Annotated in this window: 11 protein-coding genes and 1 pseudogene; 8 read left to right on the top strand and 4 right to left on the bottom strand. The window is 57.6% G+C overall.

What is annotated here, in order from left to right; genetic code table 11:
* The first annotated feature begins 106 nt into the window (after positions 1 to 106).
* The 4 genes from PMI01S_RS04570 to PMI01S_RS04555 all read left to right on the top strand — a co-directional run bounded on the left by PMI01S_RS04570 (position 107) and on the right by PMI01S_RS04555 (position 5,192).
* The gene (locus PMI01S_RS04570) at positions 107 to 1,672 is read left to right on the top strand and encodes an MBOAT family O-acyltransferase (RefSeq protein WP_017336625.1); all 1,566 of its coding nucleotides are present in this window, start codon (positions 107 to 109) and stop codon (positions 1,670 to 1,672) included.
* Positions 1,673 to 1,683: 11 nt separating this feature from the next.
* Entirely contained in the window at positions 1,684 to 2,859 is a 1,176-nt protein-coding gene (locus PMI01S_RS04565; protein ID WP_084318185.1) for an alginate O-acetyltransferase, read from the top strand.
* Positions 2,860 to 2,873: 14 nt separating this feature from the next.
* Positions 2,874 to 3,527, top strand: coding sequence for an alginate O-acetyltransferase AlgF (locus PMI01S_RS04560; protein WP_084318184.1), 654 nt, complete (start codon positions 2,874 to 2,876; stop codon positions 3,525 to 3,527).
* A gap of 213 nt (positions 3,528 to 3,740) precedes the next feature.
* Complete coding sequence (locus PMI01S_RS04555) at positions 3,741 to 5,192, top strand: mannose-1-phosphate guanylyltransferase/mannose-6-phosphate isomerase (protein WP_084318183.1); 1,452 nt, start codon at positions 3,741 to 3,743, stop codon at positions 5,190 to 5,192.
* 87 nt (positions 5,193 to 5,279) lie between these two features.
* On the opposite strand, the gene PMI01S_RS04550 is transcribed toward PMI01S_RS04555, so the two are convergent.
* Complete coding sequence (locus PMI01S_RS04550; protein ID WP_084318182.1) at positions 5,280 to 8,096, bottom strand: RHS repeat-associated core domain-containing protein; 2,817 nt, start codon at positions 8,094 to 8,096, stop codon at positions 5,280 to 5,282.
* Positions 8,097 to 8,198: 102 nt separating this feature from the next.
* Here PMI01S_RS04550 and PMI01S_RS32335 point away from each other — a divergent pair.
* A pseudogene (locus tag PMI01S_RS32335) lies at positions 8,199 to 8,261 on the top strand (hypothetical protein); the annotation flags it as partial.
* A gap of 9 nt (positions 8,262 to 8,270) precedes the next feature.
* On the opposite strand, the gene PMI01S_RS04545 reads toward PMI01S_RS32335, so the two are convergent.
* Both PMI01S_RS04545 and PMI01S_RS04540 read right to left on the bottom strand, forming a co-directional pair.
* Positions 8,271 to 11,036 carry an RHS repeat domain-containing protein gene (locus tag PMI01S_RS04545; RefSeq protein WP_235864398.1) on the bottom strand — a complete coding sequence of 922 codons (2,766 nt, stop codon included), beginning with the start codon at positions 11,034 to 11,036 and terminating at the stop codon, positions 8,271 to 8,273.
* An 83-nt stretch (positions 11,037 to 11,119) separates the two neighbouring features.
* On the bottom strand, positions 11,120 to 13,963 hold the full coding sequence (locus PMI01S_RS04540; protein WP_084318180.1) for an RHS repeat-associated core domain-containing protein: 2,844 nt from the start codon (positions 13,961 to 13,963) through the stop codon (positions 11,120 to 11,122).
* A gap of 160 nt (positions 13,964 to 14,123) precedes the next feature.
* On the opposite strand from PMI01S_RS04540, the gene PMI01S_RS04535 reads away from it, so the two are divergent.
* The 3 genes from PMI01S_RS04535 (at position 14,124) to PMI01S_RS04525 (ending at position 15,962) form a co-directional block, all read left to right on the top strand.
* Positions 14,124 to 14,588, top strand: a complete 465-nt coding sequence (locus PMI01S_RS04535) for a multidrug transporter (RefSeq protein ID WP_084318179.1) — start codon at positions 14,124 to 14,126, stop codon at positions 14,586 to 14,588.
* 33 nt (positions 14,589 to 14,621) lie between these two features.
* Positions 14,622 to 15,446: an SDR family oxidoreductase gene (locus PMI01S_RS04530; RefSeq protein WP_084318178.1), complete on the top strand. Its 825-nt coding sequence runs from the start codon at positions 14,622 to 14,624 to the stop codon at positions 15,444 to 15,446.
* A gap of 120 nt (positions 15,447 to 15,566) precedes the next feature.
* On the top strand, positions 15,567 to 15,962 hold the full coding sequence (locus tag PMI01S_RS04525) for a DUF4440 domain-containing protein (protein ID WP_084318177.1): 396 nt from the start codon (positions 15,567 to 15,569) through the stop codon (positions 15,960 to 15,962).
* A 131-nt stretch (positions 15,963 to 16,093) separates the two neighbouring features.
* On the opposite strand, the gene PMI01S_RS04520 is transcribed toward PMI01S_RS04525, so the two are convergent.
* Positions 16,094 to 16,957 (bottom strand): efflux RND transporter periplasmic adaptor subunit, encoded by an 864-nt coding sequence (locus PMI01S_RS04520; protein WP_084318176.1) that lies wholly within the window; start codon positions 16,955 to 16,957, stop codon positions 16,094 to 16,096.
* Positions 16,958 to 16,979 lie beyond the last annotated feature (22 nt).

Below are 16,979 nucleotides of genomic sequence, written 5' to 3'. Positions count from 1 at the left end.
CAAGGGATCGCGGTGGTTTGAATGTAATGCATCTCCCCCGGTTTTTAGTGGGGGGGGTTGGGGGGGCTACGGCCCTTGACTGTTGGTTAAACATGGAGAGACCGGGATGGTATTTTCATCCAACGTGTTCCTGTTCTTGTTCCTGCCGATCTTTCTCGGCATGTACTACTTGAGCGGAATACGCTATCGCAACCTGCTGCTGCTGATCGCCAGCTATGTGTTCTATGCCTGGTGGCGCGTGGACTTCCTCGCACTGTTCGCCGCCGTCACGCTGTGGAACTACTGGATCGGCCTCAAAGTCGGCGCCGCTGGCGTTCGGACCAAACCTGCCCAGCGCTGGCTGCTGCTCGGCGTGGCCGTCGACCTGTGCATTCTCGGCTACTTCAAGTACGCCAACTTCGGCGTCGACAGCATCAACGCGATGATGACCTCGGTCGGTCTGTCGCCGTTCATCCTGACCCACGTGCTGTTGCCGATCGGGATCTCGTTCTACATCTTCGAGTCCATCAGCTACATCATCGACGTCTACCGCGGTGATACGCCGGCGACCCGCAACCTGATCGACTTTGCGGCGTTCGTGGCGATCTTCCCGCACCTGATTGCCGGTCCGGTGTTGCGTTTCCGCGACCTCGCCGACCAGTTCAACAACCGCACCCACACCCTCGACAAATTCTCCGAAGGTGCCACGCGGTTCATGCAGGGTTTCATCAAGAAAGTCTTCATCGCCGACACCCTCGCGGTGGTGGCCGACCATTGCTTCGCCCTGCAGAACCCGACCACGGGCGACGCCTGGCTCGGCGCCCTCGCCTACACCGCGCAGTTGTACTTCGACTTCTCCGGTTACAGCGACATGGCCATCGGCCTGGGCCTGATGATGGGTTTCCGCTTCATGGAAAACTTCAAACAGCCGTACATCAGTCAGTCGATCACCGAGTTCTGGCGTCGCTGGCACATCAGCCTGTCCACCTGGCTGCGTGACTACCTGTACATCACGCTGGGCGGTAACCGCAAAGGCACGCTGATGACCTATCGCAACCTGTTCCTGACCATGCTGCTCGGTGGTCTGTGGCACGGCGCGAACATCACCTACATCGTGTGGGGCGCCTGGCACGGCATGTGGCTGGCGATTGAAAAAGCGCTGGGCCTGAACACTTCGCCGCGCAGCATCAACCCGATCCGCTGGGCACTGACGTTCCTACTCGTGGTCATGGGCTGGGTGATCTTCCGTTCGGAAAACCTGCACGTTGCCGGCCGTATGTACGGCGCGATGTTCAGCTTCGGCGAATGGTCGCTGTCGGAACTCAACCAGGCCAGCCTCACCGGCCTGCAAGTGGCAACGCTGGTGGTGGCTTACATGACCCTGGCGTTCTTCGGGATCCGTGACTTCTACAGCAACTTGCCGCCAGAGAAGACCAAACCGGTTGTGAACGTCGAGGCCGATGGCCCGGCCGCCGCTACCCCTGGAATGATCAAAGCCGTACCGGGCGACAACCCGGCCAGCATCCACGAACCGGGTTACACCGTCGGCGTTGAAGCCACCGTGCAACCGGCGTACTGGACGGCGGACTGGTCGCGCTACGTGATGCGCACGCTGGTACTGGTGCTGTTCATCGCCTCGATTTTCAAACTCTCGGCGCAAAGCTTCTCGCCGTTCCTTTACTTCCAGTTCTGAGGGATCTGACCATGACCCGCTCATTACGTATCTTCTACATCGCCCTGTTCATGGTGACCCTGCTGGTGCTGGGCCTGTGGTCGACGCGCAGCTTCTTCGGCTTCAGCACCAACGCCGATGCGACGGTGCTCAATGGCCGCTGGGCCAAAGCCGTCGAGACGCACTACGACGACGAGTTCCCGATCAAGCGCCTGGGCACCAACCTCTGGGCCGCGCTGGATTTCAAACTGTTCAACGAAGGTCGTCCGGGTGTCGTGCTCGGTCGCGATCAATGGTTGTACAGCGATGAAGAATTCAACCCGATCGTCAACGAAGAACTGAACCTGCAAGGCAACTACGCGCTGGTCGAAGGCGTGCGCCAGGAACTGAAAGCCAAGGGTGTGAAACTGGTGATGGCGATCGTGCCGGCCAAGACTCGCCTGTACCCGGAACACTTGGGTGACGCGAAGCCTTCGAGCATTCACGCCAACCTCTATGAGGACTTCCACGCCCGAGTGGCGGCCAACAAGATCCTCGCGCCCGACCTGTACGGCCCGCTGCTGAAGGCCAAGCTCGACGGTCAGCAAGTGTTCCTGCGCACCGACACTCACTGGACCCCGGAAGGCGCGCAAATCGCCGCCGAGACCCTGGCCAAGACCATTGCCGAAAAAGCCCCGCTCAGCGGCGAGCCTCAGCGCTTCGTCACCGAGCCGGCAGAGAAAGTGACCCACAAGGGTGACCTGCGCTTGTTCCTGCCGCTCGATCCGCTGTTCGAAAACCTGATGCCGGCGACCGAGCCGTTGCAGAAACGCAACACCGTGGTTGCCGACGATCAGGCTGGCGGTGATGACGCGTTGTTCGCCAACACCGAAGTGCCAGTGGCCCTGATCGGCACCAGCTACAGCGCCAACCCGAACTGGAACTTCGTCGGTGCGCTGAAACAGGCGCTGAACAGCGACGTGGTCAATTACGCCGAAGACGGCCACGGCCCGATTCTGCCGATGCTCAGCTACCTGAAAAGCGATGCTTTCAAGAACAGCCCGCCACAGGTGCTGATCTGGGAGTTTCCTGAACGTTATCTGCCTGTGAACAACGAAATCGGCGACGCCGACCCACAGTGGGTCGCAGAGCTCAAAGAAGCCGGCGCCCGCCAACAAAACGTAGCCGCAAACACTAAATCCGAGACGCCCGACCGGGCGCAAAACTGAAAGAGAGGTACACCATGACTTTCACTACTACTCCTCGCCGTCTCGCCAAGACTTTCGCTTTGGCCGCAACCTTCAGCGTGCTGTCCATGAATGCCTTCGCTGGCGATGCCGCGCTCTACGGCCCGACCGCTCCGAAAGGTTCGAGCTTCGTACGTGTCTACAACGCCGGCAACGCTGAAGTCAGCGCCACCGTCGGCAGCACCAACCTGAACGACGTCGCGCCGCTGTCCAGCACCGACTTCAGCTTCATGCCGGGCGGCGACTACAGCGCCAAGGTCGGCAGCCAGACCCTGCCGGTGAAACTGGCCGGCGATCACTATTACACCCTGGTCAACAACGCCAGCGGCGCGCCGCAACTGATCGAAGAGCCGCCGTTCAAGAACAAGCAGAAATCCCTGGTTCGCGTACAGAACCTGAGCGACAAGGCCCTGACCCTGAAAACCGCTGACGGCAAGACTGAAGTGGTGCCATCCGTGGCCGCCAAGGGTCGCGGCGAGCGTGAAATCAACCCGGTCAAAGTCAGCCTGGCCCTATACGATGGCGCCACGAAAGTGGGCGACGTGAAGCCGGTTGCCCTGGAACGCGGTGAAGCGGCGGTGCTGTACGTCACCGGCAACGGCAGCAGCCTGTCGCCAGTCTGGGTAAAACGCCCGGTTTCGACGCGCTAAACAATTTTCCGGATTGCTGAAGGCTCTCCCGCGGGACCGCTGAAAAAACGCGGTCCCTGTAGGAGCCGGCTCGCTGGCGATGGCGGTCTCAGGCCCCATCGCCAGCAAGCCGGCTTCTACAGAGGACGAAGGCAATTCGGTACGGAATAAGAACAAGAGTGAAACGACAGAACGCAGTAGCTCTGACCCATACGATTTTCGAGGAGTAACAACATGATTCCGGTGATCTTGTCAGGTGGTAGTGGCTCACGTCTTTGGCCGCTTTCCCGTAAGCAGTTCCCTAAACAATTCCTGGCCCTGACCGGCGAGCACACGCTGTTCCAGCAAACCCTGGAACGCCTGGTGTTCGAAGGCATGGACACCCCGATCGTGGTCTGCAACAAGGACCATCGTTTCATCGTCAACGAGCAATTGGCCAACCGCAAGCTGGAAACCCAGCGCATCCTGATGGAACCGTTCGGCCGCAACACCGCGCCGGCCGTGGCCCTCACCGCGATGATGCTGGTCAATGAAGGTCGTGACGAGTTGATGCTGGTGCTGCCGGCCGACCACGTACTGGAAGACCAGAAAGCGCTGCAACGCGCTCTGGCCCTGGCCACCGTTGCCGCCGAAAACGGCGAAATGGTGCTGTTCGGCGTTCCGGCCACCAAACCGGAAACCGGCTACGGCTACATCAAGTCGACCAATGACTCGCTGCTGCCGGAAGGCGTCAGCCGTGTCTCGCACTTCGTCGAAAAACCGGACGTGAAACGCGCCACCGAGTTCGTCCAGTCCGGCGGTTACTTCTGGAACAGCGGCATGTTCCTGTTCCGCGCCAGCCGCTTCCTCGAAGAGCTGAAAAAACACGATCCGGACATCTACGACACCTGCCTGCTGACCCTTGAGCGCAGCGTACAGGACGCCGACACCGTCACCATCGACGAAGCCACCTTCGCCTGCTGCCCGGACAACTCCATCGATTACTCGGTCATGGAAAAAACCCAGCGCGCCTGCGTCGTACCACTCACTGCAGGCTGGAGCGATGTCGGTTGCTGGGCGTCGCTGTGGGAAGTGAACGAAAAAGACGTCAACGGTAACGTCACCAAAGGCGACGTGGTCATTCAGGACAGCAAAAACTGCATGATCCACGGCAACGGCAAATTGGTGTCGGTGATCGGCCTGGAAAACATCGTGGTCGTCGAAACCAAGGACGCCATGATGATCGCGCACAAGGACTCGGTCCAAGGCGTGAAACAGATGGTCAACACCCTCAACGAACAGGGCCGCAGCGAAACCCAGAACCACTGCGAAGTCTATCGTCCGTGGGGCTCCTACGACTCGGTGGACATGGGCGGGCGCTTCCAGGTCAAGCACATCTCGGTCAAACCGGGCGCGTGCCTGTCCCTGCAAATGCACCACCACCGCGCCGAACACTGGATCGTGGTCAGCGGCACCGCTGAAGTGACCTGCGACGAGAATGTGTTCCTGCTGTGCGAGAACCAGTCGACCTACATTCCGATCGCATCGGTTCACCGTTTGCGCAACCCGGGCAAGATTCCACTCGAGATCATCGAAGTGCAATCGGGCAGCTATCTGGGTGAGGACGATATCGAGCGGTTTGAAGATATCTATGGTCGGTCTACGCCGATCGAGCGTGGGGTTTCGGTGAAGACCATCGCGCAGTAAGTCATCGGTAAAAAGAAGCCCCCATCCAGGTCACTGCGTTCCCTATCCGCAGTGGGTTGGGTGGGGGCTTTTTTATATGCCGATTATTTAAAAAGATGCCCTTCTCAATTCTGAGGGCCGACTAAAAATGGAATTACCACTTCCATCTACAGGCTCAAATTGCCCCGATCCAAAGGTGTCGGGATCTGGATTGTCCAAGGAGTAAAAAACCACCCCAGGGCCAGTGATCCTTACCGTTTCGTCAACACGGCTAGAGCGAGAAAAAACCTCCGGCGACGCACCTTTTGCGTCTTCGTAATCGGCGCGTCGTTCATTGAGCAGTGTCAGTAAAAAAGAGCGCTCTGAAGTTGAAGCGGCTTTGATTGCTGGGGCCATTGCCAACATTTCGCTTCTCATACCCTGTAAATAAGCCGCCTTGGTTTCCTTCTGAAGAGCTACCTCGGCTGGTCCTGGATAGGCGCGTTTTTTCATCCATGTAACCGACGCTGGTTTCGAGTACTCATCGGCAATCTTGGACCGCGCTCGTGCAAGAACGTGAGAGTCCTTGCCGGCCGCCAAAATTGCATTGCTAAAATTGCCATTTTCATCTGTATGCAGCAAAAGCCCTGCTGGGGCATTCAAGGACGTCGGCAAACTCTTTTTCAACCTGACATCTACATCGAGATAAACGCCTTTCACCAATAGCCGAGCTATATCACTAGCCGCTGCATAATTTTTGAGCGGCCCAGAGCGCTCCCGTTCAAACGCCTCATGCAATTTTTGACTTTGTCCTTGAAAAAGATCAGAGACATTAGCAATGCGAACCCGCTGATCAACATGCTCAAGTGCAACCGCATGCTTGGACCCTGCCTGGGTATCGACCCATAGCGTGGCACTGTAACCAGCGGCCATAGCCAAGTTATGGTTAATGTTCATTGCCGCATCTAAAGGTAACGGCGCACCTAACCATATCCAGTTGATTTGCCTCGGAACTTCACTGTCCGTACCAGAGCGGTCAACAAAACTGACCGGATTATTCAGAGTCATCGCGTAAACATTCAATCCATCAATTGCACCCAAGGGATCCGGATTCAACCATCGCTGTACCCACGATATGTAATACCTTAACCCATAGTAATAAAGCCCCGTCGCATCCTGCTCCTTGCCCGAGTACCGCACCGTTTTGTAACTGATCTGCACCGCCATACCGTTTGACCAGGCCGTACCGCCAAACGGGTAATACCGTTCCGGAGTGATGAGGCTGGCGTCCTGATCCAGCTCCAGCGTGCTCGAGCCCAGATGATCCGTCAGGCTGTAACGCTGCTGGTTGTTGGTGATCTCATTCGGCTTTTCCGCCTCCCAGTGCAACACCCGCACGCTGCCGCGTCCGGTCGTCACGTCGATGACGTGCAGCACTTCGCCGGTGCCGCTGTGGGTACGGATTTCCACACCGGGCAAGTAACGGGTTTCAATGACCACCGTTTGCGCATTGGTTTGCAGCGAGCGGACTTTGCGCACGCGCATGCCGTCAGCGCCATAGTCGTAGCATTCGCAATCGTCATGACCAACGTCGCGCTTGACCGGCCGGACTTCGCGCAGTTGATTGCGCAGATCCCAACTCAGCGTTTGTCCCGGTTGCAGGCTCAGCAGGTTGCCGTTGGCATCGAAGCCGTTGCGGAAATCGTCTTCGCCCGGCTCGATACCATCGCGCACCGGCAGGCAGCGGTTGCTGTGGGCTTCGGCGACCAGGCGATGGCCGTGATTTTGCGGGCCGAAATGAGTGAGTTCGAGCAGGTTGTTGCCGGCGTCGTAACGGTAGGTTTGTCGATAGTTGCCGGGCATGGCGGGATCCGCCGTCATCGCCGACGACGGACCGTGGTTGACCGATCCGGCCTCCCAGCCCGTCGCTTCGATCAGCCGATAGAGCGTGTCGTACCAATAATGGCTGACTGGTTCGATGCGCTGATTGGCGAAGTAGCGGATCGGCAGCGCGGCGTCTTCGATGCTCAGCACATTGCCGACCGGGTCGTAGGCATAACGCAGATCCTGCAACGGCTCGTTCTGACCGAGCCGGGAGACCAGTCGTTGCAAGCGCCCGTCCTCTGCGGTGTATTTGAGGATGGTGATCACGCCATTGCCGGCGACTTCCCTTTCAACCTGGCCGTGGGCGTTGCAGGTGATGGCGCTGACCATCGGCAGCCATTCCAGCGTGTTGTTCAAGCGCAAGTCCACGGCGCTCAACTGACCACCCACGGTCTGGCGGAAGCATTGTTCGTTGCCTTGGGCATCGGTCCGGGAAAGCAGATCGCCCTGCGGATTGAACCGGGAGTGTGTGACGAAACCGGGTGGCGGCTCCTTGGCAAAACGCCGCTCCTGCTCGAGTATCGCACCGGTCAATCCGTAGTCATTGAACAGCACAGCCCCGGCCGGGTCCTCGTGACAGATCAATCGGCCGCATTGGTTGTGATCAACGAAGGCCTGATCGTTGGCCGCGTAAGTCAAACGTTCCGCGCAAAGCGCTTCGCCCTGAACAGCTCGCTCGAACAGCGCGGTCAATCGCAGTTGATCGTCGTAGAGCATCCAGCGTTGCGAACCCCGACCATCCCAGCTGTGAATCGGCTGACCCGCCTCGCCGAACAGACTCACATGCAGCCCGGCATCAACGCTGATCGTGCTCAACACAGCGCCGCTCAGGCTGTGGATAGTGCTCAGATTGGCGGGGGCTGAAGCGTTCAGAAACAGGCGTGGATCCCATTGGGCAATCGCCCTCCCGGCTGGGTCGTAGGCTATGCGGTTAACCCGGGGCTGCGCAGTATCACCGGCGTCAGCACGGTCATAATCCACCGAACGAGACACCAGACCGCGCGACTCAATTGCGATCAGGTTCGGGGTATCGCTATGCAGTGCCGTTGCATGGATATCCATGAGAATTCATCTTGAAGGATGACGATCAGCTAACGCTTGAAATCCACAATTGGCTACTGACAGAAGTGACAGTCTCGACCGTTGGCGTGAAAACCTGCCGGGTACATTCCGATCGCTTCGGTTCACCGTTTGCGCAACCCGGGCAAGATTCCACTTGAGATCATTGGTTGGAATTCATATATGCCCGCCACCGCCCCGCGCGGAGCGAAAACTGTTGTAGTCTCGAAGCAGAGCTACGCGTTCAAATACATAGCGCGTGGGAAGGGCATTAAAATGCCCTCGACGGTGACCTTCTCTCTTGTAATCAATCCCTTGAAAATCATCTTGAACTGAAAACAGCTGCGTATAGACAGACCGACCAGCTATTGATTCATAGCGCTGAGGGGTTCCCACAATCGGGAATTCAACCTGACTGCGTTCTATTAATTTTGCATCATCCATTTGATATTTAGGATCGGCGTCTGCGGTAGCACTCGCAATGATGCTACCAACTTCAAAAATACCGACGTCCAGAGTATGAGCCCTGGGAAAGATTGGCCAGGCATCAGCAACCACAATCTTATCAAAGGGGAGAACACGTGGATCTCCTAGCACAACAAAACCATGATCTACGTTATTTGCAGCTTTAACTCGAAAAACCGGCAGCTCTGTTTTGGCACTGGCCAACAGATAAAAACTTACCCATGCATATTCACCGCAACGACCAATCCCCGCGGTTATAGCAGCCTTCACCTGTGATTCTACGTCCAACTGGCGATTCTTGTTAACTACCGCTGTCATTTCGTCAGGTTCCAAGGGAGATCCCCACAGACCATCTATCTGATTAGCAGGCTGAGGCAAAAACTTACGTGTAATCGCATTTGAAGAATCCACACGCTTTAGGTCTTTATAAGTTTTACCTCTCACCTCTTGAACACCAAAAACCGGCTCACTCACAATATCAAAAGAATACAATGTATCCGCAACTGCCACTCTCTCTCCATCAAGACCGGCAGCGTTTTTTTGTTCTGTAGTCAGAGCATTCAAATCAATGCCAAAAGCTCCTTTAAGATCCTTATATCTCAGTGGATTATCACTGACAAAAGCAAATAGGTTAATACCATCAGCATATCCTTTCGGATCCGGATTCAACCACCGCTGCAACCAAGACACGTAATACCTGAACCCATAGTAATAAAACCCCGTCGCATCCTGCTCCTTGCCCGAGTACCGCACCGTTTTGTAGCTGACCTGCACCGCCATACCGTTTGACCAGGCCGTACCGCCAAACGGGTAATACCGTTCCTGAGTGATGAGGCTGGCGTCCTGATCCAGCTCCAGCGTGCTCGAGCCCAAATGATCCGTCAGGCTGTAACGCTGCTGGTTGTTGGTGATCTCATTCGGCTTTCCCACCTCCCAGTGCAACACCCGCACGCTGCCGCGTCCGGTCGCCACGTCGATGACGTGCAGCACTTCGCCGGTGCCACTGTGGGTACGGATTTCCACACCGGGCAAGTAACGGGTTTCAATGACCACCGTTTGCGCATTGGTTTGCAGCGAGCGGACTTTGCGCACGCGCATGCCGTCAGCGCCGTAGTCGTAGCATTCGCAATCGTCAGGACCAGCGTCGCGCTTGACCGGCCGGACTTCGCGCAGTTGATTGCGCAGATCCCAGCTCAGCGTTTGTCCGGGTTGCAGGCTCAGCAGGTTGCCGTTGGCATCGAAACCGTTGCGGAAATCATCTTCGCCCGGCTCGAGGCCATCGCGCACCGGCAGGCAGCGGTTGCTGTGGGCTTCGGCGACCAGACGATGGCCGTGGTTTTGCGGGCCAACGTGGGTCAGTTCAAGCAGGTTGTTGCCGGCGTCGTAACGGTAGGTTTGGCGGTAGTTGCCGGGGGTGGCGGGATCCGCCGTCAGCGCCGACGACGGACCGTGGTTGACCGATCCGGCCTCCCAGCCCGTCGCTTCGATCAGCCGATAGAGCGTGTCGTACCAATAATGGCTGACTGGTTCGATGCGCTGATTGGCGAAGTAGCGGATCGGCAGCGCGGCGTCTTCGATGCTCAGCACATTGCCGACCGGGTCGTAGGTGTAACGCAGATCCTGCAACGGCTCGTTCTGACCGAGCCGGGAGACCAGTCGTTGCAAGCGCCCGTCCTCTGCGGTGTATTCGAGGGTGGTGATCACGCCATTGCCGGCGACTTCCCTTTCAACCTGGCCGTGGGCGTTGCAGGCGATGGCGCTGACCATCGGCAGCCATTCCAGCGTGTTGTTCAAGCGCAAATCCACGGCGCGCAACTGGCCGCCCACGGTCTGGCTGAAACGTTGTTCGTTGCCTTGGGCATCGGTTCGGGACAGCAGATCGTTCAACGGATTGAATCGTGAGTGCGTGATGAAACCGGGAGACGGCTCCTTGGCAAAACGCCGCTCCTGCTCGAGTACCGCGCCGGTCAATCCGTAGTCGTTGAACAGCACAGCTCCGGCCGGGTCCTCGTGACAGATCAATCGGCCGCATTGGTTGTGATCAACGAACGCCTGATCGTTGGCCGCGTAAGTCAAACGTTCCGCGCAAACCGCTTCGCCGTCCGCTGCTTGCTCGAACAGCGCCGTCAATCGCAGCTGATTGTCGTAGTGCATCCAGTGCTGCGAACCCCGTCCATCCCAGCTGTGAACCGGTTGACCCGCTTCACCGAACAGACTCACATGCAGCCCGGCATCGACACTGAGGGTGCACAACTCCGTGCCCGAGAGGCCATGAATCGTCACCAGATTGGCCGGCGCCGAGGCATTCAGGAACAACCGCGGATCCCACTGCGCAATCGCCCGTCCTGCCGGGTCATGGACCGTGTGATTGACCCGAGACTCTGCATCCGCCTCCTCCTCTCCACGGTAATAATCCACCGAGCGCACGGCCAATCTGCGAGGTTCAAAAACCACAAGCTTTGGCGTATGACGGTGCATTATCTGTTTCTCCAGTTTAAATAGCGCACAGCCTATTCACTTTAAGAAAACCAAAGACGATGACGTCCACTATTTGCAACACACTAAATACCCGGCCAATATACTTGTGTCTGGTACTGTAAGCGCTTCGGATCATCCGGGTCATAAGCAGGAGCTTTTGATATATCACCCTCCCCAAGCTTTTTATAAAAATCTTCTGCCCTATATATATCTGCACGCCCAAAGTCTGGAACCAGTGGAGAACTAGGATCACCAGGAACCGCACGTCTAATTGGAATAAAATTGGAAATAAACGTACTCGACAGATCCACCCCAAACGTCTTAAGCAAATTTAGAGTATGAATCTTTTGCTCCATATTAGGCTTATAGTGACCACTTTTACTCTCAATATACGCAATCTTACCCTTATAAATGGTCATCATTCCGGCATCAAGAACTCTGCCTCCGCCCAATCCGCTGGAGTGATGAACTTCCCTAAACTTATAAGGAAATATAAATAGTTGTTTTTCATTTGGAGCATTGGGATTCCAACTAAGCACATAAGCCATTTGCGTACTTTTCCAGTTAGCTGCCGAGGTAGTGCTTGGGATCTCCCGGGTGATTGGCTTTCCTCTAACAACTGCTCCAGCAGAAGAAGTTAAAAGTTTATTTTCTGCTGTATGAAGCAACCCCCTTTTCACGGACACAAGATAAAGTTGGCGTTCTTCTTCAGAAAAATATTTTATGCCTCTAAATTTAAGAGAGCCATCAAATGTGCGTGATGGGTCGGACAAGATTTCCTGCGCTGCCCAAGTTTCGCGTTTGCTTCCAAGCATTGGATGGATCAAAGCGGCAGGTCGAGTTTCAGGAAAAAGCCTAGAGATGAGTTGGGTAGTCACCTCCTGCCATTTTCTACTACTAAGACCATAGCGACTCGCATTCTCGGCAGGATTGTCTGCTTCTCCGCCTGATAAACCACAACGATCCAAATATTTAATCGGATTGCCCATTACCATGGAGTAAAGATTAAACCCATCAATGTCCCCCGCCGGGTCCGGATTCAACCACCGCTGCAACCACGCCACGTAATACCTGAACCCATAATAATAAAGCCCTGTCGCATCCCGCTCTTTCCCCGAATACCTCACCGTTTTACGACTCGCCTCAACCTCCCCCCTCCCGGCAAACCAAGCCGTAGTCCCAAACGGGTGATATCGCTCCTGGCTGATCACTTCTCCGTCACTGTCGAGCTCCAGGGTGCAAGACCCCAAATGATCATTCAGACAGAACCGGTACTGATCATTGGCGCTGTCATTCGGCGGCACCATTTCCCAATGCAACACCCGCACACTGCTGCGCCCGGCCTGAACGGTGATTACATGGAGCACCTCGCCCGTGCCGTTGTGGGTACGCAGTTCCAGGTTTGGCAAATAACGCACTTCAGCAATGACCGTTCGGGCATTGGTTTGCATCGAACGGACTTTGCGCACGCGCATGCCGTCGGCACCGTAGAGGTAACGTTCACTGTCGGAGGCCGCAGAATCACGCCCTACCGGCCGCACTTCGCTCAACTGATTGAGCAAGTTCCAGAACAACGTTTGTCCTGGCTGCAGTTTCAGCAGGTTGCCGTTGCTGTCGAAGCCCGCGCGAAAATCCTCCTCACCCGGCTCCACGCCCTCGATCACCGGCAGACAGCGGTTGCTGAACGGCGCGGCGACCAAGCGGTGTCCATGGTTTTGCGGCCCTTTGTGGCTGAGTTCCAACAGGTTGCCGCCACGATCGTAGCGATAGGTCTGACAGTAATTGCCCCGTGGCGCGGGATCGTCGAAGACAGAAAACTGTGGGCCTTTATTTGTGCCGCCGACCTCCCAGCCCGTCGCGCGGATCAACTGATCAAGGGAGTCGTAGTCGTATCGGTTGACCGGTTCGATGCGCTGATTGGCGAAGTAACGAACGGGTACGGCAGCGTCTTCGATGCGCAGCACATTGCCCGCCGGGTCGTATTCATAAGAGGAATCTTGCAGCACGTGACTGCCGCGTTTGGCGTGCAGACGGATCAGACAACCATCTGCCGGGGCGTACTCGACCATGGTGATCACGCCGTTGCCCGCCACTTCCCGCTCGGTCTGGCCATGGGCGTTGTACTGGATGGCGCTGACCAGTGTTTTCTGCGTTGTGTCATTCCGCAGCTGCAGTCGAACCTCGCGCAACTGACCGGCGACGGTGTGGTTAAAGAACTGACGGTTGCCTTGGGCGTCGGTCTGTTCAACAGACTCGCCCAGCGCATTCAAACGTGAATGGGTGGTTGCGCCGGGGCCCGGCTCCAGCCATTCATTGCATTCAGCTGCAGATTCAGGCCAGTCGGGGGACTCCAGTGCGCGCAGAAAATGCCGAGTCTGCTCAAGCAGCCCGCCCATCAATCCAAACGCCTCGAACAGTTGTGTACCTGCCGGATCGTCATGCCGGATCAGTTGACCGCATTGGTTGTGATCAACGAACGCCTGATCGTTGGCCGCGTAATTCAAACGTTCCGCGCAAACCGCTTCGCCGTCCGCTGCTTGCTCGAACAGCGCCGTCAATCGCAGCTGATTATCGTAGTGCATCCAGTGCTGCGAACCCCGACCATCCCAGCTGTGAACCGGTTGACCCGCTTCACCGAACAGACTCACATGCAGCCCGGCATCGACACTGAGGGTGCACAAGGCAGTGCCCGAGAGGCCATGAATCGTCACCAGATTGGCCGGCGCCGAGGCATTCAGGAACAACCGCGGATCCCACTGCGCAATCGCCCGCCCCGCAGGGTCATGAACCGTGCGATTGACCCGCGCATCGACGCCTTCCTCCTCCACGGCACGGTAATAATCCACCGAGCGCACAGCCAACCCCCGCGGCTCAACGACCGCTACTTTTGGGGTGTTGCGGTGTATGAAAGCCAAGTGAGGCTGCATCAGTTGTCTTCATGTCGATTTGCACCAGCTAATGCTGAAACCTCATGCATGGCTACTGTCACAAATTACAGGCTCGACAAACGGTCGCCCTCACCACGCCCATCGCCAAGCACACCCGCCCTTAGGTAGGATGAGCCTCTCTCCTGCGAGGTTGTGCGACATGTTTATCGGCGTCCTGTTGGTCATCACCTGGCTGATCCTGTTGCTGCGTTACCCGGCCAAGGCCTTGCCCGTCTCGGTAGCGGCCGCCATTGGATTGGGCGTGGTAGCCACTTGGGTGATCTGGATGGACAACCGCGAAGTCAAGCAATTGGCACGTCTTGAGTTGCGCATCACTTACGCGCCGGAGCAGTGTCCAGCGGATCGCCCGTTGCTATTGAAGATGAACAATGGCAACGATGTGCCGCTGACCGAGCTGCGTTGGCGCATCGCCGCCTACGCACCGGGTGATACGGTCAACCTCGCCGACAACCAATACACCGCGCCGCGTTATCGCGGCCCCGGCGAATTGCAGGCCGGGGCAAATTGGGAAGACTGTTTGCCCATGCCGCCACTGCGTCCCGGCTATCGCCCGCAAACCCTGGAGTTTCGCGCCGAGCGTTTGCAGGGTAGTTTCTCCGACTGAGCCCTTTTCTCTCTTCTGCACAAGGACCGTGCCATGCCCGTTGCGTTGATTACCGGTTGTTCCAGCGGCATTGGCCGCGCCCTGGCCGACACGTTCAAAACGGCCGGCTACGAAGTCTGGGCCAGCGCCCGCAAGGCTGAAGACGTGGCGGTCCTGGCGGCAGCCGGTTTTACCGCCGTGCAACTGGACGTCAACGATGGCGCGGCACTCGAACAGTTGAGCGAACAGATCAATCAACGGCATGGTGGCCTCGATGTACTGATCAACAACGCCGGTTATGGGGCGATGGGCCCGCTACTGGACGGTGGCGTACCGGCCATGCAACGGCAGTTCGAAACCAATGTGTTTGCCATCGTCGGCGTGACGCGCGCGCTGTTTCCGGTGTTGCGCCGGGCCAAAGGGATCGTGGTGAATATCGGCAGTGTGTCCGGCGTGTTGGTCACGCCGTTCGCCGGTGCCTACTGCGCGTCGAAAGCCGCCGTGCACGCCTTGAGCGATGCGTTGCGCATGGAACTGGCGCCGTTTGGCGTGCGGGTGATGGAGGTGCAGCCGGGCGCCATCGCCTCCAGTTTTGCCAAGAATGCCGGGGCTGAGGCTGAGCAATTGATCAGCGAGCAGTCGCCGTGGTTTCCACTGCGAGAAGGCATTCGGGCGCGAGCCAAGGCGTCTCAGGACAATCCGACGCCGGCCAGTGAATTTGCCGCCGGTTTGCTCAAGGCCGTGCAGCAGAGCAAGCCACCACGGCTGGTTCGCTTGGGCAATGGCAGCCGGGCGTTGCCGTTGATGGCGGGGCTGTTGCCCAAAGGGTTGCTGGAGTCGGGGTTAATGAAGCGGTTCGGGTTGCGTGGGCAGCTCTGAGACCGAGTCGCCCGCTTCGCGAGCAAGCCCGCTCCCACATTTGAAATGCATTCCAAATGTGGGAGCGGGCTTGCTCGCGAAGCGGCCCATCCAGGCGCTACAAAATGTCAGGAATAAAACATGACCGACTACACCGAATACTTCGACGAAGTCATCCAGGCGCACGTCGCCATCGAACAATGGCTGGCCGAAGAAAGGGACGCGTCCGAACTCGAACGTCTGCTGACGCGCTTTTCGCCGCAGTTTTCAATGGTCTCGCCGTTGGGCCGGGTGCTGGATTTTGCGGCGTTGAACGAGCTGTTCACGTTGGCGGGTGGCAAGAAACTCGGGTTCCGGATCGAGCTGAGCGAATTGTGTGGCCTCGCACTACATGATGGTGGCGCCACTGTGAGTTACCGCGAGCAGCAGACGGATGCGACCGGCCTGCACTCCGATCGTCGCTCGACTGTGGTGTTCGAGAAGGTGGAAGGCAAAATTCTTTGGCGGCATTTGCATGAGACTTTCTGCAAGGCGTGAGCTGTCAGGCCGAGTCGGCCCCATCGCCAGCAAGCCGGCTCCTACAGGCCATGCGTCGAACCCAAGAATCGTGCACGACGCATATTTGTAGGCGCCGGCTTGCTGGCGATACAGACGCCTCGGTCCAACGGTTACACCCCACTATCCTGCTTCACCACCACCGTGCACGTGATCCCCGCCGCCAACAGCACGCCCTCCGGCACTTCATCAATGTGAATCCGCACCGGCACGCGCTGTGCCAGGCGCACCCAGTTGAAGGTCGGGTTCACATCGGCGATCAGCTCACGACTTTCCGGATTGTCACGGTCATAGATGCCCCGCGAGATGCTTTCCACGTGCCCCTTGAGCACTTCGCCGCTCATCAGTTGCATGTCGGCCTTGTCTCCGACGCGCACGCGGGGCAGCTTGGTTTCTTCGAAGAAGCCGTAGACCCAGAACGAGTTCATATCGACCACGGCCATTTTCGCTTCGCCGATGCGTGCGTAGTCGCCACGATGGACGTTGAGGTTGGTCACATAACCGTCCACCGCCGCCCGCACTTCGGTGCGTTTGAGGTTGAGTTCGGCCGCTTCCAGTTGCGCTTGCGCATGCTGGTAATCGGCGAGGGCCGAGTCGGCAATATTGCTGGCGTCGTCACGGTTTTCCTTGGAGATCACCAAGGCATCCATGTCGGCGCGGCGATGGGCGTTGACCTTGCGCATCTCCCACGTCGCCTTGCGTGAAGCCACCATTGCCTGCGCCTGTTTGACCGCGATGCGGTAGTGCTCGGGGTCGATGCGCATCAGCAAATCGCCCTTCTTCACCTGTTGGTTGTCGCGCACCGGCACGTCCACCACTTCACCGGTGACGTCGGCGGCGACGTTGATGATGTCGGCACGCACACGGCCATCGCGGGTCCAAGGCGTGTTCATGTAATGCACCCACAGGGTCCGGCCGATCCATAGCGCGAGGGCCAGCACCAGCAGGGTGGCGAGCAGGCTGAAAAGCTTTTTCATCAGAGCCTTCTTCAGTGATAGA

Source organism: Pseudomonas migulae NBRC 103157 (assembly GCF_002091715.1).
Taxonomy (GTDB): Bacteria; Pseudomonadota; Gammaproteobacteria; order Pseudomonadales; family Pseudomonadaceae; genus Aquipseudomonas; species Aquipseudomonas migulae_A.
This window is presented reverse-complemented; position numbering and strand designations above follow the sequence as displayed.